Here is a 15,910-nt window from a genome sequence, read left to right as displayed (position 1 = left end):
ACGTCAGCGGGCGTCCGGCGGGTCGGTGTCATCGCGCGACCTGGTCGCTCGGCGGCTCTGTTTCGCTCAGGGCCGCCCGTGCACTCGGCCGTTCCCGCTGCACCGCCCGTTCGGTCAGTGCCATCGCGCCGACGGCCAGCACCAGCACCCCGGCCGTGAACTGCCCGGCCTGCACCAGGTTCATCAGCCCCGGTGTGGCGCTCGGCAGGTCCTTTACCGTCGTCTCGGTCCCGAACGCCACCAATTGGTAGCCGCCCCAGCCGAACAGCGAACCGGCGCCCAGCCACGCCACCGTCAGCGGACCCCGGAGCCGCCGCCCGGGCCCGATCCGGAACACCAGCACCAGCGTCGCGGCCGTCGCGGCCACCGCCATGGTCGCCATCGTGGCGTCCATCGTGGCGATCGACCGGGTGCGCTGCTCGACCCAGTGGACCGGCAGCCCCACCTCCCCGCCGGCCGCCCAGTACGCCCGGACCCCGGCGACCGCCAGCGCGACCAGCGCGGCGACGCAGGCGAAGGCCCGCTGCACGGTGCGGGTGGGGGAGTCGGGCAGGTCGCCGATCCGGCTGCGCAGAAGGCCCGCCCAGCGCCGGCGGGCGTAGAGCACGAACGCGGTGATCAGCGAGAGGCCCTGCACTCCGAAGCCGCCGTAGACGAGGGCGAACACCCAGTCCGCGATGGTGTCGTCGAGGTGCGGCTGATCCGGCGTGCGGTGCTCCGGCCCGAGCACCAGCGAGGCGAGCGCGTCCGCCGGCACCGCCACCAGGATCGTTCCGAGCAGCCCGGTCGCCACCCACATCGGGAAGGCCACCAGCCCGGCCGGTGCCCGCCGCCCCCACGGCCGTACGAAGGAGAGCGCGAGCGCCAGCGCGATCGCGTCCATGCCGAAGGTGAGGAGGTTGAGCGTCCAGAGGCTGTCCAGCGCCTTCGGGTCACGCACGCCCACGTGGGAGCCGGTCAGCCACAGCAGTTTCAGTGTCAGATAGGGCGCGGTGGAGGCCATCGCGATCCCGGCCGCCACCCCCCGTACCACATCCTCTTTGCGCCTCATGCCCCCTACGTTGCCGCCGCCCCCCGGGCCCGCACCTCCGCCCGGCGCCCGATCCCCCTCCCCCCGGCGGGGGATTCCGGCTCACGCCATCCGGTGGATCAGCCGCTCCTCGTCGTCGACCCGCCCGTCCGGGTCGGCCACCAGCCCGAGCCGCTCGGCGAGCCGCCGCGAGGGCAGGTTGTCGGCCCGGATCAGCGCGGTCACCGGAATCCCCGGGAACCGCGGCAGCGCCTCCGCCATCGCCGCCCGCGCCGCCTCCGCCGCGTAGCCCTTGCCCCACGCGGACGGCCGGAAGCGGTAGTACAGGTTGAACACCTTCTCCCCGTCCAGGGTGTTCAGATACAGCCCGGCGAACCCGATGATCACCCCCGGCTCCTCCCGCGTCGACACGGCGCAGTACCCCACCCCGTCCCGCGGCCAGTCCGCCACGAACCCGTCCAGCATCTCCTGCGCCTGCGCGATGTCCCGCTGCGGCCCGTGTGGGTTGTACCGGTTGGTCTCAGGATCCCCGTGGATGGCGAACATCGCCTCCACGTCCCCCTCCTGCGGCCGCGTCAGCACCAGCCGCTCGGAGACGGCGACGATCGTGCGTGCGGTGGTGGTCATGGCGGCTCCCCCGTGTCGTGAGTAATAGACCAGTCGCACCTTAGGCCATTACCCCGACACTCGCCCGCCCATTTCTCCCCGGCTGTGGAATTGGCCCACACCCGATCGCCCCGGTGACACGAGGCCGGGGAGGAGGTCTTGTTACCGGCCGGTCGCTTCCCTATCATCGCGAGTGTTACAGCTTTACTGTCAAACCCTGAAGGGGTCTGCGGCCAGTGCGTGACACAAGCAGTCCAGCGGGCGGCGCGGGCGGTCCGGGGCCGTTGGCGGGTGTGCGGGTGGTGGAGCTCGCGGGGATCGGGCCGGGGCCGTTCGCGGCCATGCTGTTGGGGGACCTCGGAGCGGACGTCGTGCGGGTGGACCGGCCGGAGCCCTCGCCGCTGGGGACGGATCCGGTGTACGACCTGACCAATCGGAACAAGCGGTCGGTGCTGATCGACCTGAAGTCGCCGGAGGGCCCTAGGCGGGTGCTGGACCTGGTCGAGCGGGCGGATCTGCTGATCGAGGGGTACCGGCCGGGGGTCGCGGAGCGGCTCGGGGTCGGGCCGGAGGTGTGCCTGGCGCGCAATCCGGCGCTGGTGTACGGGCGGATGACCGGGTGGGGGCAGCAGGGGCCGCGGGCCGCGACCGCCGGGCACGACCTCGGGTACTCGGCGGTGGCCGGGGTGCTCGGGATGGTCGCGGCGCAGGGCGGGGCGGAGGAGGCGCCGGGGATCCCGGCCAATCTGCTCGGCGATTACGCGGGCGGCTCGCTCTACCTGGTCGTCGGACTGCTCGCCGGGCTGCACCACGCCCGTGCCACGGGTGCCGGCCAGGTGGTCGACGCCGCGATCGTGGACGGCGCGGCGCACCTCGGCAGCATGCTGTGGGGCCTGCTCGCGGCCGGGCACTGGCAGGACCGCCGGGGCGTCAACCTGCTGGACGGCGGCGCGCCGTTCTATGCGATCTACCGCGCGGCCGACGGCGGGCACCTCTCCGTGGGCGCGTTGGAGCCCCGGTTCTACGCCGAGTTCGTCCGCCTGCTGGGGCTGGACCCGGGCGCGCCGGGGCAGCACGACCTCGCCCGCTGGCCCGAACTGCGCGCGCTGATCGCCGCCCGCTTCGCCACCCGGACCAGGGCCGAGTGGGAGACCGTCTTCGCCGGCTCGGACGCCTGCGTGGAGCCGGTTCTGACGATGCGGCAGGCGGCGGCGGACGGGCATCTGTCGGCGCGCGGTACGTACGTCGAGGCGGACGGCGTCACCCAGCCCGCCCCCGCCCCGCGCTTCTCCGCCACCCCCGGTGCGCTGCGCCGCCCACCCGCCCGGCCGGGCGCGGACACCGCCGAGGTGGCCCGGGACTGGCGGGTCCCGTCCATCGACCCGTCGGCTCTCGACTCCGCAGCAGAACAAGGAGAGTAGCGTTGCAGCGCGAGATCTTCACCGAGCAGCACGAGGACTTCCGGGCCACCGTGAAGGCCTTTCTCGCCAAGGAGGTGCTGCCGCACTACGACCGCTGGGAGAAGGCCGGCATCGTCGACCGCTCCGCCTGGCTCGCGGCCGGACGCCAGGGCCTGCTCGGCCTGGCCGTCCCCGAGGAGTACGGCGGTGGCGGCACCCCGGACTTCCGCTACGCCGCCGTGCTGGCCGAGGAGTTCGCCCGGGCCGGTGCCTCCGGGCTGGCGATCGGTCTGCACAACGACATCATCGGCCCGTACCTCACCTCACTCGCCAGCGAGGAGCAGAAGCGCCGCTGGCTGCCCGGCTTCTGCACCGGCGAACTGATCACCGCGATCGCGATGACCGAGCCCGGCACCGGCTCCGACCTGCAGGGCATCCGCACCCACGCGGTCGACCAGGGCGACCACTACCTGCTCAACGGCGCCAAGACCTTCATCTCCAACGGCATCCTCGCCGACCTGGTGATCGTGGTCGCCCGCACCACTCCCGAGGGCGGCGCGCACGGGCTGAGCCTGCTCGCCGTCGAGCGCGGCACGCCCGGCTTCGAGCGCGGCCGCAACCTCGACAAGATCGGCCAGAAGGCCCAGGACACGGCCGAGTTGTTCTTCGAGGACGTCCGGGTGCCGAAGGGGAACCTGATCGGCGAGCTCAACGGCGGCTTCGTCCACCTGATGCAGAACCTCGCCCAGGAGCGGCTCACCATCGCCGTCGCGGCGATCGCCGGCGCCGAGTACCTGGTCGAGATCACCACCGACTACGTCAAGCAGCGCGAGGCCTTCGGCCGTCCGCTGGCCAATCTCCAGCACGTCCGCTTCGAGATCGCCGAGCTGGCCACCGAGTGCGCGATCACCCGGACCTTCGTCGACCGCTGCATCACCGAGCACAACCGCTACGCGCTCACCCCGGCCGACGCCTCGATGGCCAAGTGGTGGGCCACCGAACTGCAGAAGCGCACCGCCGACCGCTGCCTGCAACTCCACGGCGGCTACGGCTACATGAGCGAGTTCCCGGTCGCCCGGGCGTTCACCGACGGCCGCATCCAGACCATCTACGGCGGTACCACCGAGATCATGAAGGAGATCGTCGGCCGCTCCATCCTCGGCTGAGCCCCGTCCGGAACCCTCAGGAACCCCCCTGCCCCGAAAGGCATTTCCATCGTGACCACCGAAGCGTACGTCTACGACGCGATCCGCACCCCGCGCGGCCGCGGCAAGGCCACCGGCTCGCTGCACGGCACCAAGCCGATCGACCTGGTCGTCGGCCTGATCCGTGAACTGCGCCACCGCTACCCCGAGTTGGACCCGGCCGCGATCGACGACATCGTGCTCGGCGTGGTCAGCCCGATCGGCGACCAGGGCTCCGACATCGCCCGGATCGCCGCCGTCGCGGCCGGCCTGCCCGACACCGTGGCCGGCGTCCAGGAGAACCGCTTCTGCGCCTCCGGCCTGGAAGCCGTCAACCTGGCCGCCGCCAAGGTCCGTTCGGGCTGGGAGGATCTCATCCTGGCCGGCGGCGTGGAGTCGATGTCCCGGGTCAAGATGGCCTCCGACGGCGGCGCCTGGTTCGCCGACCCGATGACCGCGTACGAGACCAACTTCGCCCCGCAGGGCATCGGCGCCGACCTCATCGCCACCATCGAGGGCTTCTCCCGCACCGACGTGGACGCCTTCGCCGCCGAGTCCCAGGCCCGCGCCGCCAAGGCCCAGGCGGACGGCCTGTTCGACCGCTCGGTGGTCCCGGTGCGTGACCGCAACGGACTGGTCGTGCTGGAGCGCGACGAGTTCATCCGCCCCGGCACCACCGTCGAGACCCTGGCCGGCCTCAAGCCCTCCTTCGCGGCGATCGGCGAGGCCGGCGGCTTCGACGCCGTCGCCCTGCAGAAGTACCACTGGGTGGAGGCCATCGACCACGTCCACCACGCGGGCAACTCCTCCGGCATCGTGGACGGCGCCGCCCTGGTCGCGATCGGCAACCGCGAGGTCGGCGAGCGGTACGGGCTGCGCCCGCGCGCCCGGATCGTCTCCGCCGCGGTCTCCGGCTCCGAGCCGACCATCATGCTCACCGGCCCCGCTCCGGCCACCCGCAAGGCGCTCGCCAAGGCCGGCCTCACCGCCGCCGACATCGACCTGGTCGAGATCAACGAGGCCTTCGCGGCGGTCGCGCTCCGTTTCATCCGCGAACTCGGCTTCCGTCACGACCAGGTGAACGTCAACGGCGGCGCGATCGCCCTCGGCCACCCGCTCGGCGCCACCGGCGCGATGCTGCTCGGCACCGTGATCGACGAGCTGGAGCGGCGCGACCTGCGCTACGGCCTGATCACCCTCTGCGTGGGCGGCGGCATGGGCATCGCCACCGTCGTCGAGCGCGTCTGACCCCCTCCCCAGCAGACCGGTAGACCTGGAGAACTTGATGAGCGACACCACCACCATCCGCTGGGAGCAGGACCAGGACGGCGTGGTCACCCTCGTCCTCGACGACCCCACCCAGTCCGTCAACACCATGAACGAGGCCTTCACCGCCGACTTCGAGACCGTGGTCGGGCGGCTGGCCGAGCTCGGAGACGCGCTGCGCGGCGTGGTGATCACCTCCGGCAAGAAGACCTTCTTCGCCGGGGGAGACCTGCGGATGCTCTCCGCGGCCCGCCCCGAGGACGCCGAGGCCGTCTTCGAGAAGTCCATGCGGATCAAGCGCTCGCTGCGCACCCTGGAGACCCTCGGCAAGCCGGTCGTCGCCGCCGTCAACGGCAGCGCGCTCGGCGGCGGCCTGGAGATCGCCCTCGCCTGCCACCACCGGATCGCGCTGGACACCCCGGCCAGCCGGATCGGCCTGCCCGAGGTCACCCTCGGTCTGCTGCCCGGCGGCGGCGGAGTGGTCCGTACGGTACGGCTGTTCGGCATCACCGACGCCCTGCTGAAGTTCCTGCTGCAGGGCCGCCAGTACCGCCCGGCGCAGGCGCTGGAGCACGGACTGGTGCACGAACTGGTGGACACCCCCGAGGAGTTGGCCGCTCGCGCGAAGGCCTGGATCGAGGCCAACCCGACCGCCGTCCAGCCCTGGGACGTCAAGGGATACAAGATCCCCGGTGGCACCCCGGCGACCCCCGCCTTCGCCGCCAACCTGCCCGCCTTCCCGGCCAACCTGCGCAAGCAGCTGAACGGCGCGCCCTACCCGGCCCCGCGCAACGTGCTGGCCGCGGCGGTGGAGAGCAGCCAGGTCGACGTCGACACCGCGATGGCGATCGAGGCCCGCTACTTCACCGAGCTGGCCTGCGGGCAGACCAGCAAGAACATGATCCAGGCGCTGTTCTTCGACATGCAGGCGGTCAACTCCGGTGCCGGGCGCCCCAAGGACGTCGAGCAGCGGCTGGTCCGCAAGGTCGCCGTGCTCGGCGCCGGGATGATGGGCGCCGGCATCGCCTACGCCTGCGCCAAGGCCGGCATCGAGGTCATGCTCAAGGACGTGAGCCTGGAGGCCGCCGAGCGCGGAAAGGCCTACTCCGAGGGGCTGTTGAACAAGGCCGTGGCCCGCGGACGCTCCACCGAGGCCAAGCGCGACGCGCTGCTCGCCCGGATCACCCCCACCGCCGAGGCCGCCGACCTGGCCGACTGCGACGCGGTGATCGAGGCCGTCTTTGAGAACACCGAGCTCAAGCACAAGGTGTTCCAGGAGGTCGAGGGCGTCGTCGCCCCCGACGCGCTGCTCTGCTCCAACACTTCCACCCTGCCGATCGGCCTGCTCGCCGAGGGCGTCCAGCGCACCGGCGACTTCATCGGCCTACACTTCTTCTCGCCGGTCGACAAGATGCGGCTGGTCGAGATCATCCGTGGCCCGCAGACCGGCGACGAGGCGCTCGCCCGCGCCTTCGACCTGGTCCGGCAGATCGACAAGACCCCGATCGTGGTCAACGACTCGCGCGGCTTCTTCACCTCGCGGGTGATCGGCCAGTTCCTCAACGAGGGCGTCGCCATGGTCGGCGAGGGCATCCACCCGTCCAGCATCGAGCAGGCCGCCGCCCAGGCCGGCTACCCCGCCAAGGTGCTCTCCCTGATGGACGAGCTGACCCTCACCCTGCCGCGCAAGATCCGCGACGAGTACCGGCGCTCGGCGGAGGCCGCCGGCGGCACCTGGACGCCGCACCCGGCGGACGCGGTGGTGGACCGGATGGTCGACGAGTTCGGCCGCCCGGGGCGCAGCGGCGGCGCGGGCTTCTACGAGTACGGCGAGGACGGCAAGCGCGGGCGGCTCTGGCCGGGGCTGCTGGAGCACTTCTCGCGTCCGGACGTCGACGTCGCCGACGTCCCGTTCGAGGACCTCAAGGAGCGAATGCTGTTCAGCGAGGCGCTGGACTCGGTGCGCTGCCTGGAGGAGGGCGTACTGACCTCGGTCGCCGACGCCAACGTGGGCTCGATCCTGGGCATCGGCTTCCCGGCCTGGACCGGCGGCGTGTTCCAGTACATCAACGGCTACCAGGGCGGCCCGGCCGGCTTCGCGGCCCGCGCCCGCGAACTCGCCGCCGCGTACGGCGAGCGCTTCGCGCCGCCGGCGCTGCTGGAGCGGATCGCGGCGGAGGGGCGGACCTTCACCGACTGATCCCGGCCTCGGATCAGGCGGATCCGGGTGAGGCCGTGCCCGTCACGGCCTCACCCGCTTCCCGGCCCGATTCCCTTGTCCGGCTTCCCGGCCGATTTCCGGCCCGATTTCCTGTCCGGTTCCCCGGCCCGATTCGCCGGCCGATTCCGCCCGGCCCCTCACTCCTCGCCGAGCTGCTCGCCGAATTCCTCCCGTAGGGACCGCTGGAACGCCGTGACCAGCGCCTGGGCCACCATCGGCTGGATGTGGTCGGTCAGGGCCTTCATCCGGGCCAGCTCATCGGGGGCCGGCTCGCTCTCCCGGTACGGCTTCCACACCGTCTCCCGGAACAGCCGCTGCAACTCCCGGGCCGTCGCCCGGCTGTGCTCCAGCACCACCGCCCGGGCGGCCAGCAGCGTTTCCAACGGGATCGGCACGTCCAGGATCCGCACGCCCAGCGGCAGCAGGCCCGGATCCACCCGGAACACCTCCGGATCCGTCGTCCGCTCCAGCGCCCCCATCGCGACCAGCCGCTCCACGTGCTGCTCGGACAGCCCCCGCCCGGCCCGCCGCTCCAGCTGCGCCCTGGTGGCCTCCTCCGGGGTTTCCGGCGTCCAGGACGCCACCAATGCCCGGTGGATCGCCAGATCCAGCGGCGTACTGTCCTCCGGCAGCCGCGCCAGGTACCGCTCGATCGCCGCCAGCGTCAGCCCCTGCCGCTGCAACTCCTCGATCAGCCCCAGCCGGTCCAGGTGCTCCGCCCCGTACAACCCCACCCGCCGCGGTCCCAACTCCGGCGGCGGCAGCAGCCCCCTCGTCCCGTAGAACCGCACCGTCCGCACGGTCACCCCGGCCCGCGCCGCCAACTCATCCACCGTCAGCCGCACCTCCCCCACAACGGCGCCGTGCTCCCCCATCTGCTGCCTCCCGCGCTGGCACACTCCTGCTGTGACACCAGCAGTGTGACAGTGCCGTGCGGCCAGGTCCATCGATGGGTTTCCCGCCCGATGGCCGCGCCCTCCGGTAGACCCCGCACGATCTCGCCGCGCGCTGCCCGGGGCCCGCGTCCGGGCCCGCGGCATGCCCGACGGCGTACGACGCGGACGCCCCTGCCTCCCGCAGGGACCGGACCGTTGGAGCGGGCCGGGACCGGACCGTTGAAGCGGGTCCGATCGGCGGGGCAGGGGCGTCGACGACCGTTCGCCTGGGGTCAGCGGACGGCGGGTTCGGTCAGGGCGGCGTGGTGGCGGCGGGTGACTTCGGGGTGGGCTCGGGTGTAGCCCTTCCATTCGTTGAGGCCGAAGTCGGCGAAGAGGGGGTTGTCGGGGTCCTCGGTGGCGCCGGGGGCGTGGTGGGCGAGCGGGAAGTCGAGCGGCTCGATGTGGGCGTCGAGGCGGGGGTTGTAGAAGAAGGGGACGGAGAAGCGCTCGCGGGCGCCGGGCGGGCTGACCACACGGTGGCTGGTGGCCTTGAGGTAGCCGTCCGTGGCCACTTCCAGCAGTTCGCCGAGGTTGACGACGAAGGCGCCGTCGAGCGGGGGGATATCCAGGAAGGTGCCGTTCGGGCGCTCGACCTGGAGCCCGCCGACGGTGTCCTGCAGCAGCAGGGTGATGAAGCCGTAGTCCTTGTGGGCGCCGACGCCTTGGCCGGCGCCGTTCGGGGCGGTGCCGGGGTAGCGGACCAGCTTGAGGCGCAGGTGGGGGTGGCCGGCGAAGGCGTCGTCGTAGAAGTCGGGGCGGGCGCCGATCGCGGTGAGGAGCTCGTGCAGCAGGCGGCGGGCGACCCCGCCGAGGTGGTCGATCCAGCCGAGGGCGGCGGTGCGCAGCTCGGGGAGTGCGTCGGGCCACTGGTTGGGCCCCTCCAGCCACCAGTACGCGGGCTCGCCGGCGCCGGGGACGTGCGGCGGCAGCTCGGCGCCGATGTCCAGCTGGTCGCGCCAGTCCTGGCTGCCGCCGGTGCGCTCGTCGCCGGTGCGGGTGTAGCCGCGGTAGTGCGGGGAGTTGAGGTTGCTCACGGCGAGCCGGTCGGCCTCGGGGAGGGCGAAGAAGGCGCGCATGGCGGCGGTGAGCGCGGCCGTCTCCTCCGGGGTGACGCCGTGGCCGACGAGCTGGAAGAAGCCGACGCCGGTGGCCGCGGCGCGCAGGTCGTCGTGCAGGCGGAGGCGGTCCTCCGGGCTGCCGTCGGCGAGCGAGAGGTCGATCACCGGGAGGGCTTCGGGGAGCGCCTCGGTGGAGCCGGTTCCGGGTATGGGCGTGTGCTGCTGCGTCATGTGTGACATCCGCTGGGTCTCGTCCCGGTCGGTCCCGGTGGTCGACCGGGAGGGGCCGGAGCTGCGCCTGGTGCGGCGGGGTGCTCCGGGAGCCGGGAGGTGGTGGCGGCCGCTGAGGGCCGCCGTTGAGGGTGGGTGGCGCGAGGTTCAGCCGGAGCGTCGACAGGACATGCTTGTCACGCGGAGCAGGTCCACGTGGCGGCGGCGAACAAGGATGAGCACCTCACCAGCGTAAATGACCGCTTCCACGGTGGGCGAGCCCCCTGCGGCGGAGGGCCGCCCATCACTTGTCCGTGATCCTTCAAGTTGCGGGTCTTTCAGGGTGAGGCCTTTCAGCGCGGGCCCATGCTCTGATCGGCGGCTCCCTTCCGGGGGTGTCGGGGTTTTCAGGCGTTGTTGAGATAGGCCAGGACGGCCAGGACGCGGCGGTTGTCGTCGTCCGAGGGCTGGAGGCCGAGCCGGACGAAGATCGACGCGGTGTGCTTGGCGATCGCCCGCTCGGTGATCACCAGCTGTTGGGCGATCGCCGCGTTGGACCGGCCCTCGGCCATCAGCGCCAGCACCTGCCGCTCGCGCGGGGAGAGGGTGGAGACCGGACCGGCCGAGGAGTTGTGGGTGAGCAGCCGGGTGATCACCTCCGGGTCCATCGCGGTACCGCCCTGAGCGACCCGCCGGACGGCGTCGATGAACTGGGCGCCGTCCAGCACGCGGTCCTTGAGCAGGTAGCCGATCCCGCCCGTGCTGCCGGCCAGCAGCTCGCGGGCGTACAGCTGTTCCACGAACTGCGACAGCACCAACACGGGCAGGCCCGGGTGGGCCTGACGGGCCGTCATGGCCGCGCGCAGCCCCTCGTCGGTGAAGCTCGGCGGCAGTCGCACGTCGACCACGGCGATGTCGGGCCGGTCGGCGGCCACCGCGGCGAGCAGCTGTTCGCCGTTCTCAACCGCCGCGGTGACCTTCATGCCGTTGGCCTCCAGCAGCCGGGTCAGCCCGTCCCGGAGGAGGAAGAGGTCTTCGGCGATGACAACGCGCACGGGATCTCCATGTTCACGATGGTCGGACCACCGGACGGGCTGCTGATCGCGAGCACCCCGTCGAAGGCGGCCAGTCGGCGTTCGGTTCCGCTGAGGCCGGTTCCCCGGGACGGGTCGGCGCCACCGCGCCCGTCGTCGGCTACCGATATCCGCAGCAGCCCGTCACTGTGCCCTATCTCGATCCACACGTGCGAGGCCCCGGCGTGTTTCACCGTGTTGGCCAGCAGCTCGCTCACCGCGAAGTAGGCGGCCGACTCCACCGGGGCCGGGGCCCGGCCCGGCAGGCTGCCGGTGAAGGTGACCGGCAGCGGCAGGTCCAGCGCGGTCGCCTGCACCGCGTCGGCCAGGCCGCGGTCGGCCAGCACCGGCGGGTGGATGCCCCGGACCAGGTCCCGCAGCTCGCTCAGCGCCTTCACCGAGGACGTCCGGGCCTCGGCCAGCAGCGGCCCGAGGGCTTCCGGGTCGTGCTTCAGCTGCTCGGCGACAGTCAGCAGCATGCCCAGGGCCACGAGCCGGGCCTGCGCCCCGTCGTGCAGGTCCCGCTCGATCCGGCGCAGCTCGGCGGCGCCGGCGTCGATGGTGTCCGCCCTGGTCCGGGTCAGGTGACTGACCTGGCGGGCGAGTTCGGTTCGCCGGGACGGCCCGAGCAGTGCCCGGGCGGACTTCTCGTGAATCCGCAGGACGGGCGGGGCGGCCCACAGGACGGCGAACGGGAACATCCAGACGCCCATGCCGTAGACGATGAACAGCGGGAAGAACGGCCCGTTCCGGCCGAAGACCTCCAGGGCGACCGGGGTCAGCAGCACGATCGCGGCGGTGAACAGCACGGCGAGGCCGGTGAGGAGCGCCCAGGCGAGGTCCCGCCAGGTCGCCGGGTCGGTCAGCCACCCGCCGAACCGCAGCCGCCGCCAGGGGCCGGCCTCCCCTGCCGGGCGACGGTACGGCACCGGGACCGGCCGGCCGCTCCACCGCTCGACGACGCGTCGGCTCTCGGTGGCGGCCCAGCGCGCGCCGAACAGCCCGAGCACCAGCAGCGAGGGCGCCAGCCAGAGCGAGACGGACCGGTTGCCGGGCGCCGCTCCGCCGTACAGATGGGTCGCCATCACCGCGAGCGCGCCCGGGGCGAACAGCGCGGCCCCGACCGCCCGGCCGCCGCCCCCGGTGGCCCAGCAGAGCGCCCAGAGGGCGACCGGCGCCATCGGCACGAGCAGGATCAGCGGCCCGCCGGGGGAGAACGGCCGGGACTCGTCCGGACCGAACAGAGCGGCAGCCAGCAGGATCGGCCCGGCCAGCAGCGAGACCAGCCCCGTCACGGCCAGTGTCGCCACGTACCAGGCGCGTACGCCGTCCACGCAGGCCCGGCCCAGTTGCCGGGCCACCCTGCCGATCGCTCCTGTCCTCATGACACTCCCCCTCTGCGTTCCGCAGCCCCTGTGCAGGGGCCCCGAAGCCTGCGGTTCCGAAGCCCCACAGGCCCGCGGTCCCGATCTTTCGACGGCTCAGTCTGCCTGGCGCGCGGACCCGGCGCCCTAGGCCTGAACACCCAGTTCGAGGTGTATCTGGATACACCTCCGAGAGGCCGTTTAGACGGCTGTCTGCACCCCGCCGCCGATCCGTAGCGTCGTCTCCCGTCAGCCGGCCCGGTGTCTCCCGGTGCCGGACCTCGAACGGTGGAGGGCCCGTGAACGCGCCGATCATCCGGATCCGCGGCGTCAGCAAGACGTACGACCGAACCGACGCCGCCCGCCCCGCGCTGGCCGGGCTCGACCTGGAGGTACGGGCCGGCGAGGCGCTGGCCGTGCTCGGCCGCTCGGGCAGCGGCAAGTCCACCCTGCTGAACCTGATCGCCGGCCTCGACCGCCCGAGCGAGGGCGCGGTCGAGGTGGACGGCGTGGCCGTCCACCAGCTCGGTGAGGCCGCGCTGGCCGAGTACCGGCGGACGCGGATCGGCATGGTGTTCCAGTTCTTCAACCTGCTGGACGACCTGACTGTGGAGGACAACGTGCTGCTCCCGGCCCAGCTGGCCGGGATGCGGCGGGAGCAGGCCCGGGCCCGGGCCGGGGAGTTGCTGGAGCGGCTCGGGGTGGCCCGGCACGCCAAGGCCTTCCCCGGCCGGCTCTCCGGCGGCGAGCGCCAGCGCGTCGCGGTGGCGCGGGCGCTGATGAACCGTCCGCCGCTGCTGCTGGCGGACGAGCCGACCGGCGCGCTGGACACCGCCTCGGCCGCCGACGTCCGCGACCTGCTGCGCGGGCTCAACGCGGAGGGCCAGACGATCCTGCTGGTCACCCATGACACCGCACTCGCCGAGGCCTGCGCCGACCGCACGATCGAACTGCTCGACGGCCGGCTGGTCCGGGACACGGCGGCCGTCCCGACCCCGGGTGGGATGCGATGAGCGAGCGCATCGGGCGAATCGATGGAAGGTGCGCGTGGGTGAATGCCCCTGCCGAGCGAAGCGAGGTGGGCGCATGAGCGAGCGCAGCGAGCGAATTGATCGCAGGTGCGCGTGGGTGAATGCCCCTGCCGAGCGAAGCGAGGTGGGCGCATGAGCGCCCTCGGCAAGGTGGTCCGGGCAGGGGTCGGCCGCAAGCGGGTACAGACCCTGGTCATGGTGCTCACCACGATGATGTCCGTGACGGCGTGCATCCTCGCGGTCGGGCTGCTGGTCGCCGCCCAGGGCCCGTACCAGCGCTCCTTCGCAGACCAGCACGGCGCGCACCTCAACGTGCTGTACGACCAGACCAAGGCGAGCCCCGCCCAGCTCGCCGCGGCCGCCCACGCGCCCGGCGTGACGGCTTCGGCCGGCCCCTACCAGGCCGTCACCGTCCAGCCGCGCTCCGGCCCGGCCACGAAGATCCCGCCAGGTGGAAGCCTGCTGCCGCCGCTGACGCTGGTCGGCCGCGCCCAGGACGGCCCCATGGACGGCCTGCGGCTCACCATGGGCCGCTGGGTCGCGGGCCCCGGCGAGGTGGTCTTCCTGGACGGGCACTCCCCGCTGGCCCTCGGCGACAGCATGCAGTTCCCGGATCTGCCCGGGCACCCGACGCTCAAGGTCGTCGGCCTGGCCTCCTCGGTCTCCTGGAGCGCGGACGGCTGGGTCGCCCCCGAGCAGGTGGCCGGGCTGACCGCGCCTGGCACGACCCCCGCCGCCCAGTACCTCTACCGCTTCGCCCACGCCGGCAGTGACGCCGAGGTGGAGGCCGACCACGCTGCGCTGGCAGCTGCGGTGCCGAGCGGAGCACTCACCGGGGCCACCTCCTACCGGCCCGCCCGGGAGGAGGCCAACCGGACGGCCTCGACCTTCGTCCCGTTCGTCACGGCCTTCGGAGTGCTCGGCCTGGCCATGTCGGTGCTGATCATCGGTGTCGTGGTCAGCGGCGCCGTGAGCGCCGCCACCCGTCGGATCGGCATCCTCAAGTCCCTGGGCTTCACCCCGGCCCAGGTGGCGCGCGCCTATGTCGGCCAGGCGCTGATCCCCGCCGGGGTCGGCACGGCGCTCGGCGTGTTCGGCGGCAACCTGCTCTCCGTACCGGTTCTCGGGATGGCCCACAAGGCCCTGCGCGGAGGCCTGCTCGGCATTCCGCTCTGGGTGGACGTCGTGGTCCCGGTGGGGGCCCTGGCCGCCGTGACGGGCACTGCGCTGGTGCCGGCGCTGCGCGCCGGGCGGCTGCGCACGGTGGAAGCGCTCGCGGTGGGCCGGACGGCGCCGGGCGCCAAGCGGGCGGCCGCCGGTGGCACGACCGACCGGGCCGGAGCGGCCGGCCTGCTGTCCCGGGCGCAGAACCTGATCGGCCGACTGCCGGTGCCGCGTGCGCTCAGCCTCGGGATGGCCTCGCCGCTCAACCGGCCGGGCCGCTCGGCGACCACCGCCGCCGCGGTGGTGCTCGGCACGGTCGGGGTCACCCTCTGCGTCGGCCTGACCCTGTCGCTCGGTTCCCTCCAGGACGGCCTGACGGCCGACCGCGCGGGCAAGGTGCTGGTCCAGCCCCCGATCGAGGGCACCCCGAAGCCCGTCGACCATGTGGACGAGGCGGCCGTGGTGAAGGCGATCGAGTCTCGCTCCGGCACCCGGGCCTGGTACAGCAGTGTGCCGACCCCGGTCACCGTGGCCGGGAACACCGGGCGCTCCCAGGTGGTCGCGTTCACCGGTGACGCCTCCTGGAGCGGCTTCCAACTGGTCTCGGGCCGTTGGTTCCACGGCCCCGGCGAGGTCGTGGTCAGCGCAGCCTTCCTGCGCGCCGACCAGGCGAAGGTCGGTGACACCGTCATCCTCACCGACCAGGGGCACAGCACCCCGGCGAAGATCACCGGCGAGGTGCTGACCACCAACGACCTGGTGTTCCTGGACCGGGCCGCGCTGGCGCCGCTCGGCGGCGCGGTCCACGCCGAGGCGATCTCGTTCCACATCGACCTCACCCCGGGCACCGACACGACGGCCTATGCCGACGGGCTGGACCAGGCCGTGAAGCCGCTGGGGCTGAGCGCCGACCCCGGCGGGGAACACATCAACATCGTGGTGCTGGCGATGAACACCCTGGCGGGCACGCTCACACTGCTGCTCTCCGTGGTGGCAGGGCTCGGGGTGCTCAACACGGTGCTGCTGGACACCCGGGAGCGGGTGCACGACCTCGGGGTTCTCAAGGCGCTCGGGATGTCTCCCCGGCAGACCGTCGGGATGGTGCTCACCTCGGTCTGCGGCAGCGGGCTGGTGGCCGGGTTGATCGGGGTCCCGGTCGGGATCCTGGTGCACCACCAGGTGATGCCCGCGATGGCCCGCGCCGCCGGGATCGGGGTGCCGGACGCGGACCTCACCGTGTTCGCCCCGTCGGTGGTGGGGCCGCTGATACTCGGGGGCCTGGTGCTGGCGCTGCTCGGCGCCCTCCTGCCCGCGACCTGGGCGGCCCGCACCCGGACGGTCACGGCGCTGCGGACGGAGTGACGG

General features: G+C 72.8%; 12 protein-coding genes. 6 read left to right on the top strand and 6 right to left on the bottom strand.

Annotation, left to right across the window (positions count from 1 at the left end; translation table 11 throughout):
* Positions 1–28 precede the first annotated feature (28 nt).
* Positions 29–1,051: a hypothetical protein gene (locus ACH4E7_RS16235; RefSeq protein WP_396249694.1), complete on the bottom strand. Its 1,023-nt coding sequence runs from the start codon at positions 1,049–1,051 to the stop codon at positions 29–31.
* 81 nt (positions 1,052–1,132) lie between these two features.
* Positions 1,133–1,657, bottom strand: coding sequence for a GNAT family N-acetyltransferase (locus ACH4E7_RS16230; protein WP_396249693.1), 525 nt, complete (start codon positions 1,655–1,657; stop codon positions 1,133–1,135).
* A 272-nt stretch (positions 1,658–1,929) separates the two neighbouring features.
* Here ACH4E7_RS16230 and ACH4E7_RS16225 point away from each other — a divergent pair, with 272 nt between their 5' ends.
* Genes ACH4E7_RS16225 through ACH4E7_RS16210 form a run of 4 tightly spaced genes read left to right on the top strand, consistent with a single transcriptional unit; the run spans position 1,930 to position 7,686 of the window.
* Positions 1,930–3,057, top strand: coding sequence for a CaiB/BaiF CoA transferase family protein (locus ACH4E7_RS16225; RefSeq protein WP_396249879.1), 1,128 nt, complete (start codon positions 1,930–1,932; stop codon positions 3,055–3,057).
* Between the two features lie 2 nt (positions 3,058–3,059).
* Positions 3,060–4,202 (top strand): acyl-CoA dehydrogenase family protein, encoded by a 1,143-nt coding sequence (locus ACH4E7_RS16220; RefSeq protein ID WP_396249692.1) that lies wholly within the window; start codon positions 3,060–3,062, stop codon positions 4,200–4,202.
* A gap of 51 nt (positions 4,203–4,253) precedes the next feature.
* Positions 4,254–5,468 carry an acetyl-CoA C-acetyltransferase gene (locus ACH4E7_RS16215; RefSeq protein WP_396249691.1) on the top strand — a complete coding sequence of 405 codons (1,215 nt, stop codon included), beginning with the start codon at positions 4,254–4,256 and terminating at the stop codon, positions 5,466–5,468.
* Positions 5,469–5,505: 37 nt separating this feature from the next.
* Positions 5,506–7,686, top strand: a complete 2,181-nt coding sequence (locus ACH4E7_RS16210) for a 3-hydroxyacyl-CoA dehydrogenase NAD-binding domain-containing protein (protein ID WP_396249690.1) — start codon at positions 5,506–5,508, stop codon at positions 7,684–7,686.
* Between the two features lie 158 nt (positions 7,687–7,844).
* Here the strand turns inward: ACH4E7_RS16210 and ACH4E7_RS16205 are convergent, their stop codons facing one another.
* The 4 genes from ACH4E7_RS16205 to ACH4E7_RS16190 form a co-directional block, all read right to left on the bottom strand.
* Positions 7,845–8,582 carry a MerR family transcriptional regulator gene (locus tag ACH4E7_RS16205; RefSeq protein ID WP_396249689.1) on the bottom strand — a complete coding sequence of 246 codons (738 nt, stop codon included), beginning with the start codon at positions 8,580–8,582 and terminating at the stop codon, positions 7,845–7,847.
* Between the two features lie 293 nt (positions 8,583–8,875).
* Positions 8,876–9,934, bottom strand: coding sequence for an isopenicillin N synthase family dioxygenase (locus tag ACH4E7_RS16200; RefSeq protein ID WP_396249688.1), 1,059 nt, complete (start codon positions 9,932–9,934; stop codon positions 8,876–8,878).
* A gap of 386 nt (positions 9,935–10,320) precedes the next feature.
* Complete coding sequence (locus ACH4E7_RS16195) at positions 10,321–10,968, bottom strand: response regulator (protein ID WP_396249687.1); 648 nt, start codon at positions 10,966–10,968, stop codon at positions 10,321–10,323.
* On the bottom strand, positions 10,920–12,371 hold the full coding sequence (locus tag ACH4E7_RS16190) for a histidine kinase (protein WP_396249686.1): 1,452 nt from the start codon (positions 12,369–12,371) through the stop codon (positions 10,920–10,922). The genes ACH4E7_RS16195 and ACH4E7_RS16190 overlap by 49 nt, the downstream gene beginning before the upstream one ends.
* A 278-nt stretch (positions 12,372–12,649) precedes the next feature.
* Between ACH4E7_RS16190 and ACH4E7_RS16185 the strand changes: the two genes are divergently transcribed.
* Entirely contained in the window at positions 12,650–13,363 is a 714-nt protein-coding gene (locus ACH4E7_RS16185) for an ABC transporter ATP-binding protein (RefSeq protein WP_396249685.1), read from the top strand.
* Positions 13,364–13,513: 150 nt separating this feature from the next.
* Complete coding sequence (locus ACH4E7_RS16180; protein WP_396249684.1) at positions 13,514–15,907, top strand: FtsX-like permease family protein; 2,394 nt, start codon at positions 13,514–13,516, stop codon at positions 15,905–15,907.
* Positions 15,908–15,910: the final 3 nt, after the last annotated feature.

The sequence above is a fragment of the Kitasatospora sp. NPDC018058 genome, from assembly GCF_044327205.1.
Lineage (GTDB): Bacteria > Actinomycetota > Actinomycetes > Streptomycetales > Streptomycetaceae > Kitasatospora.
The sequence above is the reverse complement of the archived record's forward strand: the minus strand, read 5'-3'. Positions and strand labels throughout refer to the sequence as shown.

Bases quoted from the DNA above. Each gene is read 5' to 3' on its own strand.
- ACH4E7_RS16235 (WP_396249694.1), bottom strand. From the start codon at position 1,051: ATGAGGCGCAAAGAGGATGTGGTACGGGGGGTGGCGGCCGGGATCGCG.
- ACH4E7_RS16230 (WP_396249693.1), bottom strand. From the start codon at position 1,657: ATGACCACCACCGCACGCACGATCGTCGCCGTCTCCGAGCGGCTGGTG.
- ACH4E7_RS16210 (WP_396249690.1), top strand. From the start codon at position 5,506: ATGAGCGACACCACCACCATCCGCTGGGAGCAGGACCAGGACGGCGTG.
- ACH4E7_RS16205 (WP_396249689.1), bottom strand. From the start codon at position 8,582: ATGGGGGAGCACGGCGCCGTTGTGGGGGAGGTGCGGCTGACGGTGGAT.
- ACH4E7_RS16200 (WP_396249688.1), bottom strand. From the start codon at position 9,934: ATGACGCAGCAGCACACGCCCATACCCGGAACCGGCTCCACCGAGGCG.
- ACH4E7_RS16190 (WP_396249686.1), bottom strand. From the start codon at position 12,371: ATGAGGACAGGAGCGATCGGCAGGGTGGCCCGGCAACTGGGCCGGGCC.
- ACH4E7_RS16180 (WP_396249684.1), top strand. From the start codon at position 13,514: ATGAGCGCCCTCGGCAAGGTGGTCCGGGCAGGGGTCGGCCGCAAGCGG.